Genomic DNA, 16,113 nt, shown 5'->3' with positions numbered 1-16,113 from the left:
GGCAATCCTTCCCGATTCGCCCCGAAACACACAAGTAAGTTTCCGCCTAGACCGTCCCAGACCATTTGTATTGGGTAGGCCGATCCCTGGAGAACATCCTAGCATGTCATTTGAATCCCTCGGCCTCATGGCCGAATTACTCCGTGCTGTATCCGATAAAGGTTATAGCGCTCCCTCACCCATCCAGTTGCAGGCAATCCCTCTCGTCCTCGAAGGCCGGGACATTATGGGCGCCGCACAAACAGGCACCGGTAAAACCGCCGGTTTCACCCTGCCGCTGTTACAAAGATTGATGGAATCTGCCAAACCGGAAAAAGGCCGTCGCCCGATCCGCGCCCTGGTGCTGACCCCAACCCGTGAACTGGCCGCACAGGTTCACGAAAGTGTGCAGACTTATGGCAAACACCTGCCGTTGAAATCCACCGTAGTTTTTGGCGGTGTCAGTATCAACCCGCAAAAACAGAAACTCATTAAAGGCGTCGACATTCTTGTCGCTACCCCAGGCAGATTGCTCGACCACGTTGGTCAGCGCTCGGTCGATCTCTCACAGATCGATATTCTGGTCCTGGACGAAGCCGACCGTATGCTCGACATGGGCTTTATTCGCGACATCCGCAAGGTCCTCGCACTGATACCCAAAAATCGTCAGACATTATTATTCTCGGCCACCTTCTCGAATGAGATCAAGGCACTGGCCAATGACTTGTTAAAGTCACCGGCACTGGTTGAAGTTGCACGAGAAAACACCACGGCAGAAAGCGTCACGCAGGTTGTGCATCCGGTAGACAAAAAACGTAAACGCGAACTGCTCTCCGCCCTGATTGGTGGCAACGACTGGAAACAGGTACTGGTCTTCACTCGCACCAAGCATGCCGCGAACCGTTTAGCTGAACAGCTGATTACCGACGGCATTACCGCAGCCGCAATCCATGGCAACAAGAGCCAGGGTGCGCGCACCCGGGCACTGGCCGATTTTAAGGCCAGCAAGGTCCGTGTACTGGTGGCAACCGATATCGCCGCGCGTGGCATCGACATTGACCAGCTACCACATGTCGTGAACTACGAGTTACCAAACGTTGCCGAAGATTATGTGCACCGCATTGGCCGTACCGGACGTGCCGGCAACGAAGGTGAGGCCATGTCATTGGTGTGTGTCGATGAACTGAAATTGCTGAAGGACATCGAACGCCTTATTAAACGCGACATTCCCAGTGTAACATTTGAAGGTTATGAGCCCGATCCTTCCATCAAGGCCGAACCGATTAACAATGGGCGTGGCGGCAATACAAAGCGAAGCCCGCGCAAGCCGGCATCATCGCAACGCCGGGGCGGACAACCGTCAGCGCGTGCTGCCCAAAACAACCGTTCAAAAGGTAATGCAGGACAAAGCCAACAAAGAGGACGTTAAATTATGGCGGAACATGCAATAAACAGACTGAAGTACCGCGTGATCTCGGTTGAGAAGACCACGGCCCCGGAGGGCATGACCGGTGATAACTGGCATCTCTACGTGGTGGGACAAGGCACTGCAAGAATTGAGGGTAAAAAACCTGGCACCATGAAGACGGTTACTGCACATGCCGAGGCCTTTGCCGAAGACCTTAATTCACGCACCGGCAAGGGTGGCTCGACCTACGCCCCGCGCAAGAAGGCCTAAGCCTTTTCATTTAGATTGCACCTAAAAAACAGGGCCAGACTTCATATCCTGGCCCTGTTTTTTATGCCCGCAAACTCGTAGCTAAAACCCTATGACTCACAGTCATAGCTTAATACGTTGATGTTTGCTGATATCCGAGACAATTTTTTTGTTAACACCGGCTTTGTCTGCATATTCCGGCCATTTTTCAACGGCGCTGATGACGTCATTAATAATGACTTCTGGTCTGGCTAAGCTAATAGACTCCCCAACCGCCACCAGGTCTTGTCTGCTGAAATGGTCACGTTTTCCGTTTACCGTCATTTGGTGTTGATGGGTCCATTTGCCGGCAGGATTGTGTGAATAAATAACATCATAGGCCGGTGATAATCTCCACTTGCCGTCGGGGCCCATCAGGAAAGCAATATTCTTTGTATGGTCATCCAGATCACGTGCAATAATATTGAACAACATGCGTCTATATTGCTCAGCCGCTTCCGCCTTACTCATGCGTAATTTTCGCATCACTGTAAAAACCTGCTCATAGCTGTAAACACCGGCCATGTTAAAATCATAGTGTGCAAGACCACATAATGTTTGCATATGCAGCTTTTTACCATTAACGCGATCAAAACGTTTTGTGACAAAATGCGCCCGACCATTCTCTTCCAATAGTCGACATTCTGTCATGTTAATCCCGGCAGCTTTCGCCATCAGGTGGTAGGCGTACTCAATACGGCCATGGCCCCTGGATTCACCCAACTCCAGATCGGTAACCCCATCGAACTTCAATATCCAATAATCGTAGCCAGCAGGGACTTCTGTCTGACCCGATATCACGTTGCCTTTGTCGTCCATGGCAATAACGGCCTTGGCTCTCGCTCCACCTGCTGAGGTACCGACTCTCAATATATCCAAAATTGCATCGGCGTTATCTTTCTCAGATTCGCCCAGTCTGGTGTCAAGCGTCTTACGCTCATGCATAATATTCTGCGCAAGCTCAACCAGCGAAGATATTTCAACGGGTACTGAGGCGTCGTACTCTTCCATCATTGCGGGTGAAAATTCCAGGGCGCCCATACCTCGCTTGCCGGTATAACAAAGCCGTTCTACCGGACTAAAATCAGAAGCATCGCGACCATTACGTGCCAACCAGGCATCAATAATGCTGTTGCCAAATTTATCTGGCAGTGCATCTGCCAGCATCCCGGGCAAGCCCAGAAAGGTATCTTTATTCAGGGAGGGGAATGAGAACGTGCCATTCGTGTTACGGGCATCGTCCAGGCCCATGTGAATGGGTGAAACATCAAGGCCTTTCTTCAGAAAGTCCCGATCGTATTCAAAAATACCGTAGGCACGATCATCCAGCCAGGATACTGCGCCAACGGTATCACCCCATAGTTTCACTAAAGCAGTGTCAACCTTCCTCACCATTCAGTCCCGTCCTGCGGTTTATTCTTGAGTCGCCCACCCGAGGCCCGCTCGCGTACCTTGCCCTGCATTTTGGCCAGCTGAATCGGACTTATCGACGTTTCGGGTATAAAGCTATTCAGGTCATCCAGCGCGCCCAACTCTCTCAACACCGCCGTCAGTGTCGAAAGCTTGCCGCGACCAGACTCAAGCGATTTAATGGCGTTGACAGACAAGGTCGTTGCCGCCGCCAGTTCTGTTTGGGTGATATTCTTCCGTAGACGAAGCGCCTTGATCCGTTTACCCAGCTCTTCCCCTATGGCCTTATCCGACAGAGAATAAAAGTCCATAGTAGCCTCAATACAGTCTATAAGTGTTTATTTTTATATATAACAGCCTAATATATGACTATTATATTATTATATTTCACAAAATCAAGAGCCACTCTTTAACATCCTTATTCTAGGCTATTGTTGGCATATAGTATACTTATTAGCCGTTTTTTGGGCTATTATAAACACGACTCGACACCTCTGCTAACCATAACCTATTGATTATATTGAATGAGAAAACAAAGCCGAGTCATAGCCACCCCGGGCCTGTCTGAAAGCAGCGAACCTCTCTTAGTAAAGTAAAAGGGGCAGACTAAGGCCCCCACTCCACCGCCTTTAATTGATATAGTCAGACGAACCCAATAATGCTGATTGAAATTCATCATGAACAAACCTTCTGCTTCCACAAAGATCCTTATTCTCATTGCAGGCATCCTGGGCATGACATCCTGCTCACAGGCTGAAGTGCATAAACTCATTACCATTGCCGATGCCAGAACGAATGCTGCTAAAATAATCGACCTGGGTGAAGCGGCTGACTCGGTAGGCGACATAGTCGTTTTCGACCAGCCACTATTAAATGAACAGGGTAAAAATATCGGTAACAACAGCGGCACTTGCATACGGACACGCGTAGCTCACAGCTCTCAGTGTCAATGGACACTGGTCATGGAAAATGGCAGCATCCAGGTCGCCGGACGTGAGTTCGACAAAACCACTTCGAAGATCGCTATTGTTGGTGGCACAGGTATCTATGCGGGCATCACCGGGCAAATGGAGTCCACCAATAATGACGATGGTACCTTTACACAAACCTTACACTACTGGATCAGATAGTTATCGGTCGAGTACGTATGCATTTACTGCATAAGAAATATTTCTCTCTAGGCCTTAATCACAAGCCCCCTCTTAAAATAACGATGCCTTCAGAACACACGCATTATTCTCTCAAACGCCTTATTTATATTGGCATATTAATCGTCGTGTTCATCGCTTTTTATCTGGCACTCAAACAAACAGGTACGCTGAACTTTTTAGAAGATAGTACCAACCTGAAATCCTGGATAGAAAGACAAGGCCCCATCGGGCCTCTACTCATTATCGGTTTAATGATGGTAGCTATCATCATGAGTCCTATACCCAGCGCCCCAATAGCACTGGCTGCCGGCGCCATTTACGGACACACCACAGGGACCATTTATATCGTCATCGGCTCAGTACTTGGCGCTACGACTGCATTTTTTATTGCCCGCATTGCAGGCATTGATATAACACGTAGGTGGTTGGGTGATCGATATGGCAAGGGTTTGATCGGCTCTCAGAATATGCTTATGGCTATAATATTTATCTCGCGCTTATTACCCTTTATATCTTTCGATATGATCAGCTATGCAGCGGGAGTTACCTCACTAAGCTTTTGGCGTTTCGCCATTGCCACGATTGCCGGTATTATACCTGCCAGTTTTTTACTGGCCCACTTTGGCAGCGAGCTTGCATCTGCCGAGAGCTATAGAATAGGCTTAACGATATTATTACTCAGCGTTATATCCGTTATCCTTTTTGTGATTAGGCGATTTTCGGCTCAGTAGAACAAGCACCTGCTCCCGTTATTTAAGATTATTCGCTTCCATCTCAAGATAAATACGGTAGGCATTACCGCGGTTGCTGGCGTTAAATGCGGGCATATTCTTATATTGAGACCAGTCTACTGCATCATAGGCCTCGTCGAACGGAATAAGATCCTCAACCGCCTTTTGCATCTCACGCCGCACATAGCCGATATAGTCCTGCGTCACCTTGATGGCCTTCTTGGTATCATTGGAAATATCCCCATGACCGGGGATAATATAACGTGGCTGGGGCTGCAGTTTTGCCAGTGACTCGAGGCCTTCAAGCCAGTGGCTTGTATCAGTTTCCGGACTATCAAGGAAAGGTACACGACCCTTATAGATCACATCACCGCTGAACAGGACACCATAATTCTTCACCAGCATGATAATGTCGCCAGGCGCATGTGCCGGACCCAGATGCTTCAGTTCAAAATCAATGCCGCCGACAGTAAATGTCATCTTGTCATCGAAGGTGTGAGTCGGTGCTACCACATAGGTACTTTTGGACACCCAGGGAAACAGTGCCTCGCGACGCTGCGCAAGACGCCGCGCGGCATCTTCGCCCTGACTGGCCGTGCTGCCACCGAGGTAATCAAGCGCCCGTTGTTGCGCCCACACCGGTGGCGCGCCCGCATGTTCCTTGAATGCCTGCAGGCCATAGATATGGTCGGCGTGATAATGACTGATAACAATACGCTCCACCGGTTTGTCGGTGACTTCCCGGATGCGTTGCAACAGCCTGTAACCCAGTGCCGGCGTACCCAGCGCATCGAATACCACAACACCGTCATTCGTCACCACAAAACCGGCATTTGACGTATGTCCCTCGTTTACCGAATCGGGGACACCCGAGAGACCAATCACATAATAAACCGGTGCGCCCGGGATCTTATGCAGGCTAAAAGGAAGACTGACAGCGGAATAAGGCGTCTCTACCTCATTGGCAGTGAGCACTGTCGCTTGCAGCATCAATGTAACCAGCAACAACATCATTCGAGTCTTGACGTGTGTAAACATAATCCCCTTCCTGTTTGGGTATGCGGATAGAACCCAAGTGTAGTATTAATTATAAAAATAATTCATTAAACAGCGTCATTAAATGATAAATACTCCAACCCTTTAGTTTTCTAATTGACAGAAAGCCGAAGCTGGGCTTCGTTCTGGTCAATGAAAAATTGGAAATGGCTGAGAAAATTCATCCCCAACAGCCCATCAATACCTGAACCGCTACCCAGGTCGAGTATACCAACCTCGAGTTGATTAACCTGCCAGTCACCCACTGACAGCGCATCAAATATATAAATAGGCGCCTGCACCGGACCATTTGCAGTATTGAAGACACCGCTCCTGCCCGTGGCTTTATAGCGGATGCCCTGTTGCTCAAGCACCTCGGGGATAAAGATCGTCAGGGATGCGCCCGTGTCGATTAGCAAGCGTATACGCTGACGCTGCGACGGTTTTGCCTCAACAATAAAATGATTGCCACTGCGTTCTAACGGTATGCCGACGACCTCCGTCACAGAAACCGGTGGCTGTGTGTCTTGCACCTCGTTCAGGGCAATACGCAGTTCTGAGAGCATCGCCTGTGCCTGTGCACCGACATCAGGGTCATGTGATACTAACAATAATGAACGACGGGCAGCCTCTTTGTCATCCATTGCCAGCTGCGTGGCAGCAAGGCCCATAAAATACGCGGCATGGTCGGGTTCCAGCTGGGTGAGTTGCTGGTACATTGCGAGCAAGGCATGGTGATCATTATCATTGCGTAGTGACTGACTCCGTTCAGCAACAATGGCTCGAATATGTCCGGTTATTTCTTTCAACATGGCCGGACGAAAGGCATAGCCCCGGGCCACATACAGATGATCAATGGCTGCACGAAAGTCCCCCTGGCCATGAAGCGCTGCAGCCAACAGGCTGCGCGCCTCCACATCACGGAATGCAGCAACCAGGAACTTTTCTAACAGCTGCTTTGCCAAACTGAAATGACGATCGGCAATGAGTAGGCGGGCGTAAGCCAGGATCTCGGCCCTGGCATCTGCCACCACGGTTTCACTGGCCTGAAGCTGTAGTGTTTCATAACGTGCCAACACTGCTTCAAACGCATTACGCCCCAGCAGGGATGCCAGGCTGTCGACCTGTATCGGTAGCGTCGGGGACAATGCGGAGGCAGGTGATTCAGGGTTGACGGTTCTCAATGGCGTAAACATGACCGGCTGTGCAGTCTGCATCGGCTCATTGCCCCAATGATTATGCATAAACCAGCCTAGTCCCAAGCCTGAGAAGAAAATCAGCAAACCGCCTGTAAATTTATACATTGAATTTCTACTAAGCCTACCCCTGTTGGTATCAGTATTATTTCATCATTCGTACGTTTATAACAATCATACAGCCATAAGCCGGCTAGTCACACTTTAACAATGCCATGCCATGGGGTGGCAGCACGACCTGCACACAGGCGCGCCCATTGCGATCCTGTACCCGGTAGCGGTTTGCCGGGGCCAGTAAATCCGTCATGATCTGACCAGGCGAGCTAAGCTTGTAGTCGACCGTCACATAGTCATGACGCGGTTTGTCGTCCAGGTTCATGACCACAAGCACCTCTTCCGTATCGAGGATGCGCGAATAGGCCAGCGTACAGTGTCCATCCAGAGGATGCGAAAAATCATGGCCATTGACAGATGTCTCACGGAAATATTGCCGCCCATATCGCAATACTGGCTGCCGCTGCCGCACGGCGCTAATCGCCGCGATCCCCGCGTAGATCGCATGCTGCGGATTGAAAAAATGACGGTCACGGCTTGCAAATGCACCCCAGTTGCCGCCAAACATGCACTCTCTAACATAGCTGTCATCGGGCCCACCACCATCAAAGCCTTGTTCAGTGCCGTAATAAATACACGGCACGCCCTGGCTGGTTAACAGATAGCCGATGGCCAGCACGGCCTGCTGGGGATAGGGGTTGTTATGCATGAAGCGTCGATAAGGCCGGGACATCTGGTCATGATTGTCGACAAAGGTCACAAAATAACGCCCGGCCTCACCATGATCGGCATACAGGTCACGAAACGCATCATAACGCTGGCGTAAAAAGGCGGGACTGGCAAACCCCTTGATCACATCCTCGAGGATAAAATACAGGGGAAAGTCGAGGGCCGCATCAAGGGCCGGAAAACGCTCATTACTATGCTCCATGCGGCTATTGCGGCCGATGTATTTCTGGATAGTATGGTCGTCATCCACCACTTCGCCAAACAGAAAAAAGTTATGTTTGCCGATACGCTGTGCGTACTCGCGCATGGCGTTACAGAAGATCGCCGTGGCACTGTGCTCCATGTGCTTGACGGTATCGATACGAAAACCATCCAGATCGGCCTGGCTGATCCAGTACTTATAGACCTTGATCAGGGTATCCAGCACGTCCGACTGTGGCAGGTCGAGCTCCTTCAGGCTCAGAAAATCACCGTCGCGTGCCTCGGTGGGGTTATACCAGTTACGGATCTGGCCGCGACGCTTAAAGGCATCCGGGCTCTGTAACTCCAGTGGCCAGACCGCATCGTTATCCTGCAGGCCCGCAGCCGGATCGGCCTCACGCCACTCGCCAAAGGGAAAGGCCTGATCCTGGTAAAAGTAATACGGCTGATCGCCCTGATAGCTCCAGACATCGCCGGTGTGATTGAGCACCACGTCGAGGATGACATACATGCCACGTGCATGCGCCGCCGCAGTCAGGTTTTGCAGATCGGCGAGCGTGCCGAAACGCGGGTCAACACCAAGGAAATCCTGGATACCGTATCCATGATAGGAATCACTCAGGTCCTGACGGTTTTTCAGGATCGGGCTTAACCAGATCGCCGTACAGCCCAGCCCTTGCAGGTAATCGAGGCGGCGCGTGATCCCCTTCAAGTTACCACCCTGGAAATGGTGGCCGGCCCCAGGTGCTGCACTGGCCGCGCCGGCTGCGTAGGCGGGGGTACCTGCGGCATTGTTATCGAAGCGATCGACGAGCAGGAAATAGATAAACTGATCACGCCAGTCCGCCGGCGACGGATGCAGGGAATGCGCCGGGGTAAACTCAAGATCGGAGACAGAGTGCAGTGTAGTCGTCATGACGGCCCTCCTTGGGTCATAAATGCCAGAAAGACATTCAAGAAGACTAAAGCATAACGCACTGTCGGCAGAAGTACAGGCTTATGGGCCAATTCCCCTAATGGCCATTACTCGGTATAAAAAACTGTCACCCTACTCCAAAATACGCCGATACCGACATCCATATTTCCAAAGTAGAAACATAACCCTTATCAAAAGAATGGTCTAAATACCGATTCCACTCAATGAGATCAAGCACAAACCTCCCTGGTTCATCCCTTCCCCTGAGACAAACTATTTCGATAATGCGTCGCCACCTTGGCTCTATTGCCGCATGTTTCCATACTGCACCAGCGCCGTTTCTGGCTGCGTGACGTATCCAAAAATATCAACACACAGTCAGGATTACCGCAATGTTTGAGCCGCGTGGCTTGCGGCGAGGCGAGTAATTTCGCCCCTTCATAGGCTAAATGCGCCAATAGTACTGGCATGCTCAAGGGGCCTTGAGTCGGTTCGAGCGTATAGCCACTTTCCCGTTTGTTGAATCGCAACACCTCCCGGCTGCAATGTCTCGACAAATGCTGGTTGAGTGCTGTCAACGCCTCAGGCGGGGCGGGCAGCTTATCAATCATTGCGGCGTAGAGCGTTTTTAATACGGCGCGTAGCCCAAGTGCTTTTTTAAAATCGGTGGGACGCAACGGGCTTTGAATCGACAAACTTGCGCCCTGCGCCCAGCGTACAAGGTCGGCACCATCCCGCAACAGGTCGATTAAATCCCCATGGCTGACGATCTCGGTGTTAATAAAATCAACCGCCACATTGTTACCAATAAACACAAACGGCCTATCTTGCATATTCATATAACCACTATATCAGCGCTTGACAGGTTAGTACAGACGCCCTACCATACTAACCTGTTAAAAAGCTTTTTACTGGTTAGTGCAATATCGCCCTATAGCCGGTACTTTCGACCTCCTGCGCCTTAGGCGTTTGGGGCTAATCCTTAATTACTGGAGCAGATAACATGAAACCTTTGACAAGGCATTCCCTTCTTCTATTGATGGCAACCCTACTCACGACGAACAGCAGCATGTCATCCGCCGCCAATACCCTCAGTTCGGTGCGTCAGGGGGTTGAAAAAGTCGACGGGCTGGATATTTTCTTCCGCGAAGCCGGTAACCCCTCGAACCCGGCGATTGTGTTGCTGCATGGTTTCCCCTCATCTTCACACATGTACCGTGAGGTGTTGCGGGGACTTGCCGATCATTATTATCTTATCGCCCCCGATTACCCCGGCTTTGGAAACAGCAGTTATCCATCGCCGGATATTTTCACCTATAGCTTTGATAACCTGGCCAAGGTGATGGATAAATTCATCACACAGCGCGGATTAAAACAATACTCCTTGATGATTCAAGACTATGGAGCCCCAATTGGCTTTCGCATCGCTACGGCCCACCCGGAACGGGTGCAATCCATCATTACCCAAAATGGTAATGCCTATAAAGAAGGCATAAGTCCCGCCGGATGGGGCCCGGTGCTTGAGTACTGGAAAACGAAAACCCCCGCCCTTGAAAAAACGATTATTGAGAATGTCTTTTCTTACGAGGGGATGAAATGGCAATACACGCATGGTACCCGCCAACCCGAATTAATATCACCGGACAACTGGAATCTGGATTACGCAAAAATATCGCGTGAAGGCCAACACCGTGTGCAATTAAACTTGTTCTATGATTACCAAAACAACCTGAAGCTGTACCCACAATGGCAGCAGTATCTACGTGATAATCAACCACCGGTATTAGTGGTATGGGGCAAGAATGACGCATTCTTTCCTGTACCGGGGGCAGAAGGATATAAGCGCGATGTTAAAGATATTGATTACAATATTCTCGATACCGGCCATTTTGCGCTGGAAGAGGAGCATGAATTCATTATTAGTAAAATGCGGAATTTCCTCAGAAGTCGAAATATAAACTAGGGATATTGCTCACATTTACGCGCTTTGCGTAGGTGTGAGCAGTAACAACTCCTATTGCATCACGTGGGTTGGATAATGAGCTGGCTGATTTCACTCGGCGCCAGGAACCGTAACGGTGGACCCCAATAGCCGGTACCGCGGCTGACAAAGATCTGTTGTTCCGGGGTGTGGCTATGTAGTCCCGCCAGATAGGGCTGCGCAGCCATCACCAGCAGGCCAAAGGGAAAGATCTGCCCGCCATGAGTATGTCCACTTAGCATCAGGTCACAGCGGCAACCGTCCATTTCCGTGATCATCCTTGGCTGGTGTGCCAGCACAATACAGCACTTGTCCTGGTCGGCACCGGCAAACGCCTTGTCCTTGTCCGGTGGATAAAAGCCCGTTCGTATGCCGGTGATATCGTTAAGGCCGACCAGGTTGAACTGCTGCTCGCCCTCACCGATCACCACATGCTCATTCAATAACGGTATGATCCCCAACTCCCTGATATACGCCACGGCCTCACCAACACCATGAAAATATTCATGGTTGCCGAGTATGAAGTAGGTCGGCGCCTTCAAGTCTTTTAAAGGGAAAAGGTCATACTCAATGCGACTCACCGGCAAATCCACCAGGTCACCGGTGATCACCACCATGTCGGGGTTTAGCTGGTTGGTCTCTGCCACCAGCCTTTCAATAAAGTCCCGTTTAATGGTTCGGCCAACATGAACATCGGTGAGCTGCACGAGGTTAAAGCGCTCCAGCGGAAAGTCCTTGAGCCTGACCTGGACCCGGTTCAGCCCGGGGAACTTCACCCCCTGGCTAAAGCCCCTTAACAGGTAGGCAATTGCCGCCACCAGCATGGTCACATCAAAAATCAGTTTAAGCGTCCGGCGGCGGGACTGATCAACCGGCACACGTTTTGAGACGGTAATCGACAGGTCATACACGATGGCGACCACAAACAGCATAAAGGTGACACCGACAAAACTACTACTGATAAAATACAAGGCAGGGGAATCAGGGATCACCCCCGTGGCAATATCGAGGATAAAAAACCCATCCCCCGCCATCAGCAGGATGGGGATAATGATGAGGTAATGCACCTTGGCATGCGAGATCAGGCGCAGGAACCGCCGCCAGATATAGATATTCATCAATGCCATTGCCAGCAGAAAAATTGAGGAGAATATTAAAAATTGCATGCCGTCAGTATAGTCTTGGTGACCGTTATCTTTCTATAACATTATGATGTTGGGAGTATTGATAAAACGCAAAAATGTAAAAACCCGCGCATGGGGATTAGTTTTAGGCCACAGCCCCATCGCCGGATATTTACCCGCCCCGTCTCCTATTTCCGGCCGGGTTGGTATATAGTCACCCCAGGCACAATAGGGAGATGTCGCCATGGAAAACGAGATTATGCCGAGCAGCGTACCCGTCGTCGTTGATTCGATTAAACGCCGCGATGATTTCCAGATGGTGCGCTGTAACTACCTGACCGTACAGTGCGACGCGCCGAGTCCCGGCTGGCAACTCAGCCTCGGCGGGGAGGCCTCCTCATTTATCATGCTCGGCCTGGTTGGCATCATTCACCAGCCGTTTGGCGGTGGTCATTTCGATTCACCCGACACCATCGAGACCACCCTGGAACGCTTCGAGGAACGCGCCGAACTGTTCATTGATGTAGACGACCTGTGGATACCTGAATTTGTGCTACGCCATGCCGCGGCGGAGTTTAAGCTCGGCGATGTATTTCGGATCGGCGAGGCGCTGTTCAGTGCGGCATTCCGCTACCGCGAAGGGCTACTGGAGCAGGATACCTACCTCGACGTCAGCAAAGAATACCTCTCACAGGCGCTACCCTCCCCTTCAGAGTCAGAGGCCTTCCGCGCCTGGCATTGGCAACAGGTCGATGCCGCACGCAGTTTCTACCATGACAATGAGGCCAAGGGCCTGATGCTGCAACGCAAACCATCGCCAGACGAGGGGCCAGCCTTATGAGCCTGTTACGGATTAACCTCATTGACGTCGGCTGGGGTGACTCGATCCTCATCGAGTCCTATACAGACAGCGGCGAGGCACACTTTGCCCTCATAGACTCCAATGACACCGCCAACTACCGATCCTCTTACATCTTCCTGAAACGCTTTTTCGAGCGCCGTGACGTCCGTTTCCCGGTTGATGAGAACCTGTTTGACTGGGTGTTATTATCCCATGTGCATGCCGACCACGGGCAGGGATTGAAGAAGGTCCTGCAAGATTTCGGTACTGACTGGTTCTGCTACCCCAAGTCCCAGAACACGGCCTTGTTTTTCTCCGACCTGCTGCGCTACGCCAAGCGCTACGGGCCGAATAAAGGCATGCGCTACCAGCATGTCGACCAGCTGCAAACACTGCCGGCACTCGGCGATGTACACGTGGAGGTGTTATGGCCTGAGGAAAACCTGCTGCCGGAGAATGAAAACAACAACTCCGTCGTGCTCGCCTTATACCTGGGTAACGACGCGGTCGTCTTGACCGGTGATGCAGAGGCAGAAGTCTGGGACAGCATCGCCGCAGACATTCCCGCGAATACGCGTTTCTTCAAGGTGCCCCACCATGGTTCGGAAAATGGCTATTTCTCCCATGGCAGCTGCCCCTGGATCGGACAACTGGATAATCAGGCGGTACTCGGCATCAGCAGCCATATCCGCCCTTTCCGTCATCCGCACCAGAGCGTCATAGACGACCTGGAGCAGCAACCGCGTACCTATCTGCGTACCGACGAGCACTACCACATTATTTTTGAAACAGACGGCACCCAGCATAGCATCAAATATAGCCATATTTGAGCAAGTCGTGATTCAAGGGCAATGATTAATTTGGACTTCCTGTAAGCCTTTTTAATCCTCTTTCTTCTTGCGGTGCCATGTATCATCTTGCTTTTCGTATTGCTGCTTGACAGCAGCCCAGGCGACCTTGTGCGCCACCTCTTCTCGAGAGGCCTTGCCACGTCTGTCTTCGGGGTCACGATATTCTTCCCAGGCATGATTGAAGGCTGCCAGGTAAATCTCCTGGGCGTGTTTGGGGAGATTCTTCCTGACACCCTCGGGGAGTGCCATAAGATTCTTATAGGGCATGGTCTCAACCTACGGCTTTTACTTTAATTCGTATTAGACGCCCCTTTTATTCTAAAATATACCCCTATTAGAAACTGGTCCTCTGGCTGATCAGGCCACGCCCTGTAAGTTTTCGGGCGCCTGCTTCCACGCCTCACGCTTGAAGGATTGCAGTAACAGTGAAGGCGAGGTCATGCTCGCAGGCGGCTGAATACCCATCAACTCCAGCACTGTCGGCGCGATACTGGATAACCCGGATTCACAAGACAGTTTCCAGTTGACCTCATCCATAATCAGGCACGGTACCGGATAGGTTGTATGTTGTGTATGCGGTGCGCCGGTGAGAGGATCGACCATTTCCTCACAGTTGCCATGATCCGCCGTCAGCACGACCGAGTAACCTGTGGCCACCGCGGCATCCAGGACACGCCCCACTTCTCTGTCCAGGGTTTTAATGGCCGTCAAAATGGCATGCCGTTTCGCCGTGTGGCCAACCATATCGCCATTGGCAAAATTCACCACAATAAAACCATAACGTCCGCTACTAATTGCCTGGATCACACCATCGGCCACTTCCGCAGCACTCATTTGCGGCTTCAGGTCATAGGTCGAGACATTCGGTGAGGGGATGAGTAACTGGGTCTCGCCCGAATACGGTTCCGCACGACCACCATTGAGGAAGTACGTGACGTGTGGATATTTTTCCGTTTCCGCACAATGAAACTGCGCCAGGCCCAGGGTGCTGATCACCTGTCCCAGGGTTGCCGCGGGGTGTTCGGATTCAAACAGGTAAGGCAGATTATCCTGCTTACTGTATGGCACCATGCAGGTGACCTCGGCCAATGGCGCATTGCCACGGTCAAAGCCGCTGAAATCCCGCTTGCCCAATGCCGCCACGATCTGCCGCGGACGATCTTTGCGAAAATTGAAACTAATGACCTGCTCGCCTGGCTCGATCGGCTGGAAAGGCGGCAACAAAATCGGCCGGATAAATTCATCGGTATCGCCCGCCGCATAGGCGGCGCGGATGGCCGTCTCGGCAGAGACCGCCGCCTGGCCCTTGCCCAGGACCATGGCGCGCCAGGCCAGCTCGGTCCTGTCCCAGCGATTATCACGATCCATGGCGTAATAGCGACCCATGATACTGGCAATCGCGCCCCCCGATGCGTTCAGTCGCGATTCCAGCGCGGCAAGCCCTACCAGGGCCGACTGTGGCGGCGTATCACGACCGTCGGTGATCATGTGCAACAGAATTTTGACGCCGTGACGACGACATGACTCGATCAAGGCATACACATGATCAATATGGCTGTGTACCCCGCCATCGGAGACCAGGCCAAACAGGTGAATCGGGCGGTTGGCCTGTTTCGCCTTATTGATCGTATATAACAGGGTCGGGTTGTGAAAGAACTCACCGGAGACAATGGCATCATTAATGCGCACCATATCCTGGCGAATAATCTCCCCGGCACCGAGTGTCAAATGACCGACTTCAGAATTGCCCATCTGCCCGTCAGGCAGGCCTACCGCGTGACCCGACGCACTCAGCAAGGTATGCGGATAATGGGAAAAATAATCATCCAGGCGTGGTGTCGGTGCCTCGTACACCGCATTGTTCAGTTTGCTCGGGTTTATACCGTAGCCATCAAGGATGATCAGGACCACCGGACGTCGCGGTACACCAGAAATTGTTGCCATACTAGCCTCCTGCCGGCCTGTCAGCGTACAACGAAGGTGGTACTATTACAGGCGCGCACGTATTCATAGCCGAATACATTCAAGTTGCATGCCAAGTGCCACAACAGGCGTAGCAACCACATGTGATTGTTTTTGAATGCGATCGTCCTTGTAATCCATCACCACCGTTGCGGCAAACGCGGCTCGGTGCGCTAACTTGGTTCTCGCCGCGCCAGGCTGGTGCAGCTTAACCGCATAAATCACCACACATGCGCAGTGTGTAATCCTTTAAGCC

The 16,113-nt window shown here is 51.5% G+C and carries 16 protein-coding genes; 7 read left to right on the top strand and 9 right to left on the bottom strand.

The window, feature by feature from the left end; translation table 11 throughout:
• Positions 1–103: 103 nt before the first annotated feature.
• Both EL386_RS06190 and EL386_RS06185 read left to right on the top strand, forming a co-directional pair.
• Positions 104–1,408: a DEAD/DEAH box helicase gene (locus EL386_RS06190; protein ID WP_126454469.1), complete on the top strand. Its 1,305-nt coding sequence runs from the start codon at positions 104–106 to the stop codon at positions 1,406–1,408.
• A gap of 3 nt (positions 1,409–1,411) precedes the next feature.
• Positions 1,412–1,657, top strand: a complete 246-nt coding sequence (locus EL386_RS06185; RefSeq protein ID WP_126454467.1) for a hypothetical protein — start codon at positions 1,412–1,414, stop codon at positions 1,655–1,657.
• A gap of 102 nt (positions 1,658–1,759) precedes the next feature.
• On the opposite strand, the gene EL386_RS06180 is transcribed toward EL386_RS06185, so the two are convergent.
• Both EL386_RS06180 and EL386_RS06175 read right to left on the bottom strand, forming a co-directional pair.
• Positions 1,760–3,070 carry a type II toxin-antitoxin system HipA family toxin gene (locus tag EL386_RS06180; RefSeq protein WP_126454465.1) on the bottom strand — a complete coding sequence of 437 codons (1,311 nt, stop codon included), beginning with the start codon at positions 3,068–3,070 and terminating at the stop codon, positions 1,760–1,762.
• The gene (locus EL386_RS06175) at positions 3,064–3,396 is read right to left on the bottom strand and encodes a helix-turn-helix domain-containing protein (protein WP_126454463.1); all 333 of its coding nucleotides are present in this window, start codon (positions 3,394–3,396) and stop codon (positions 3,064–3,066) included. Before EL386_RS06175 ends, EL386_RS06180 begins: the two co-directional genes overlap by 7 nt.
• Before the next feature lie 366 nt (positions 3,397–3,762).
• Between EL386_RS06175 and EL386_RS06170 the strand changes: the two genes are divergently transcribed.
• Both EL386_RS06170 and EL386_RS06165 read left to right on the top strand, forming a co-directional pair.
• Positions 3,763–4,215: a dirigent protein gene (locus EL386_RS06170; protein WP_126454461.1), complete on the top strand. Its 453-nt coding sequence runs from the start codon at positions 3,763–3,765 to the stop codon at positions 4,213–4,215.
• A gap of 17 nt (positions 4,216–4,232) precedes the next feature.
• Positions 4,233–4,967 (top strand): TVP38/TMEM64 family protein, encoded by a 735-nt coding sequence (locus EL386_RS06165; protein ID WP_197722161.1) that lies wholly within the window; start codon positions 4,233–4,235, stop codon positions 4,965–4,967.
• A gap of 18 nt (positions 4,968–4,985) precedes the next feature.
• Here EL386_RS06165 and EL386_RS06160 read toward each other — a convergent pair whose 3' ends face one another.
• The 4 genes from EL386_RS06160 to EL386_RS15695 form a co-directional block, all read right to left on the bottom strand.
• Positions 4,986–5,957: an MBL fold metallo-hydrolase gene (locus tag EL386_RS06160; protein WP_197722207.1), complete on the bottom strand. Its 972-nt coding sequence runs from the start codon at positions 5,955–5,957 to the stop codon at positions 4,986–4,988.
• 158 nt (positions 5,958–6,115) lie between these two features.
• Positions 6,116–7,306 (bottom strand): retropepsin-like aspartic protease, encoded by a 1,191-nt coding sequence (locus EL386_RS06155; RefSeq protein ID WP_126454459.1) that lies wholly within the window; start codon positions 7,304–7,306, stop codon positions 6,116–6,118.
• Positions 7,307–7,391: 85 nt separating this feature from the next.
• Positions 7,392–9,098: an alpha-amylase family glycosyl hydrolase gene (locus tag EL386_RS06150; RefSeq protein WP_126454457.1), complete on the bottom strand. Its 1,707-nt coding sequence runs from the start codon at positions 9,096–9,098 to the stop codon at positions 7,392–7,394.
• A 251-nt stretch (positions 9,099–9,349) separates the two neighbouring features.
• On the bottom strand, positions 9,350–9,937 hold the full coding sequence (locus tag EL386_RS15695; RefSeq protein ID WP_126454455.1) for a CGNR zinc finger domain-containing protein: 588 nt from the start codon (positions 9,935–9,937) through the stop codon (positions 9,350–9,352).
• Between the two features lie 164 nt (positions 9,938–10,101).
• On the opposite strand from EL386_RS15695, the gene EL386_RS06140 reads away from it, so the two are divergent.
• The gene (locus tag EL386_RS06140; RefSeq protein WP_126454453.1) at positions 10,102–11,061 is read left to right on the top strand and encodes an alpha/beta fold hydrolase; all 960 of its coding nucleotides are present in this window, start codon (positions 10,102–10,104) and stop codon (positions 11,059–11,061) included.
• 59 nt (positions 11,062–11,120) lie between these two features.
• Here the strand turns inward: EL386_RS06140 and EL386_RS06135 are convergent, their stop codons facing one another.
• Complete coding sequence (locus EL386_RS06135) at positions 11,121–12,197, bottom strand: metallophosphoesterase (protein ID WP_172597639.1); 1,077 nt, start codon at positions 12,195–12,197, stop codon at positions 11,121–11,123.
• 250 nt (positions 12,198–12,447) lie between these two features.
• Between EL386_RS06135 and EL386_RS06130 the strand changes: the two genes are divergently transcribed.
• The gene (locus tag EL386_RS06130) at positions 12,448–13,044 is read left to right on the top strand and encodes a hypothetical protein (protein ID WP_126454449.1); all 597 of its coding nucleotides are present in this window, start codon (positions 12,448–12,450) and stop codon (positions 13,042–13,044) included.
• Positions 13,041–13,874: a ComEC/Rec2 family competence protein gene (locus EL386_RS06125; RefSeq protein ID WP_126454447.1), complete on the top strand. Its 834-nt coding sequence runs from the start codon at positions 13,041–13,043 to the stop codon at positions 13,872–13,874. The genes EL386_RS06130 and EL386_RS06125 overlap by 4 nt, the downstream gene beginning before the upstream one ends.
• Positions 13,875–13,925: 51 nt before the next feature.
• Here the strand turns inward: EL386_RS06125 and EL386_RS06120 are convergent, their stop codons facing one another.
• Together EL386_RS06120 and gpmI are read right to left on the bottom strand one after the other, a co-directional pair.
• Positions 13,926–14,162: a ChaB family protein gene (locus tag EL386_RS06120; RefSeq protein WP_126454445.1), complete on the bottom strand. Its 237-nt coding sequence runs from the start codon at positions 14,160–14,162 to the stop codon at positions 13,926–13,928.
• A gap of 90 nt (positions 14,163–14,252) precedes the next feature.
• Positions 14,253–15,839, bottom strand: a complete 1,587-nt coding sequence (gpmI, locus tag EL386_RS06115; RefSeq protein ID WP_126454443.1) for a 2,3-bisphosphoglycerate-independent phosphoglycerate mutase — start codon at positions 15,837–15,839, stop codon at positions 14,253–14,255.
• Positions 15,840–16,113 lie beyond the last annotated feature (274 nt).

It is taken from the genome of Sulfuriflexus mobilis (assembly GCF_003967195.1).
Classification (GTDB): domain Bacteria; phylum Pseudomonadota; class Gammaproteobacteria; order AKS1; family AKS1; genus Sulfuriflexus; species Sulfuriflexus mobilis.
This window is presented reverse-complemented; position numbering and strand designations above follow the sequence as displayed.

What these genes read in the sequence shown, in the direction of transcription:
- EL386_RS06190 (WP_126454469.1), top strand. Translation starts at nt 104, where the DNA reads ATGTCATTTGAATCCCTCGGCCTCATGGCCGAATTACTCCGTGCTGTA.
- EL386_RS06185 (WP_126454467.1), top strand. Translation starts at nt 1,412, where the DNA reads ATGGCGGAACATGCAATAAACAGACTGAAGTACCGCGTGATCTCGGTT.
- EL386_RS06180 (WP_126454465.1), bottom strand. Translation starts at nt 3,070, where the DNA reads ATGGTGAGGAAGGTTGACACTGCTTTAGTGAAACTATGGGGTGATACC.
- EL386_RS06175 (WP_126454463.1), bottom strand. Translation starts at nt 3,396, where the DNA reads ATGGACTTTTATTCTCTGTCGGATAAGGCCATAGGGGAAGAGCTGGGT.
- EL386_RS06170 (WP_126454461.1), top strand. Translation starts at nt 3,763, where the DNA reads ATGAACAAACCTTCTGCTTCCACAAAGATCCTTATTCTCATTGCAGGC.
- EL386_RS06165 (WP_197722161.1), top strand. Translation starts at nt 4,233, where the DNA reads ATGCATTTACTGCATAAGAAATATTTCTCTCTAGGCCTTAATCACAAG.
- EL386_RS06160 (WP_197722207.1), bottom strand. Translation starts at nt 5,957, where the DNA reads ATGCTGCAAGCGACAGTGCTCACTGCCAATGAGGTAGAGACGCCTTAT.
- EL386_RS06155 (WP_126454459.1), bottom strand. Translation starts at nt 7,306, where the DNA reads ATGTATAAATTTACAGGCGGTTTGCTGATTTTCTTCTCAGGCTTGGGA.
- EL386_RS06150 (WP_126454457.1), bottom strand. Translation starts at nt 9,098, where the DNA reads ATGACGACTACACTGCACTCTGTCTCCGATCTTGAGTTTACCCCGGCG.
- EL386_RS15695 (WP_126454455.1), bottom strand. Translation starts at nt 9,937, where the DNA reads ATGAATATGCAAGATAGGCCGTTTGTGTTTATTGGTAACAATGTGGCG.
- EL386_RS06140 (WP_126454453.1), top strand. Translation starts at nt 10,102, where the DNA reads ATGAAACCTTTGACAAGGCATTCCCTTCTTCTATTGATGGCAACCCTA.
- EL386_RS06135 (WP_172597639.1), bottom strand. Translation starts at nt 12,197, where the DNA reads ATGAATATCTATATCTGGCGGCGGTTCCTGCGCCTGATCTCGCATGCC.
- EL386_RS06130 (WP_126454449.1), top strand. Translation starts at nt 12,448, where the DNA reads ATGGAAAACGAGATTATGCCGAGCAGCGTACCCGTCGTCGTTGATTCG.
- EL386_RS06125 (WP_126454447.1), top strand. Translation starts at nt 13,041, where the DNA reads ATGAGCCTGTTACGGATTAACCTCATTGACGTCGGCTGGGGTGACTCG.
- EL386_RS06120 (WP_126454445.1), bottom strand. Translation starts at nt 14,162, where the DNA reads ATGCCCTATAAGAATCTTATGGCACTCCCCGAGGGTGTCAGGAAGAAT.
- gpmI (WP_126454443.1), bottom strand. Translation starts at nt 15,839, where the DNA reads ATGGCAACAATTTCTGGTGTACCGCGACGTCCGGTGGTCCTGATCATC.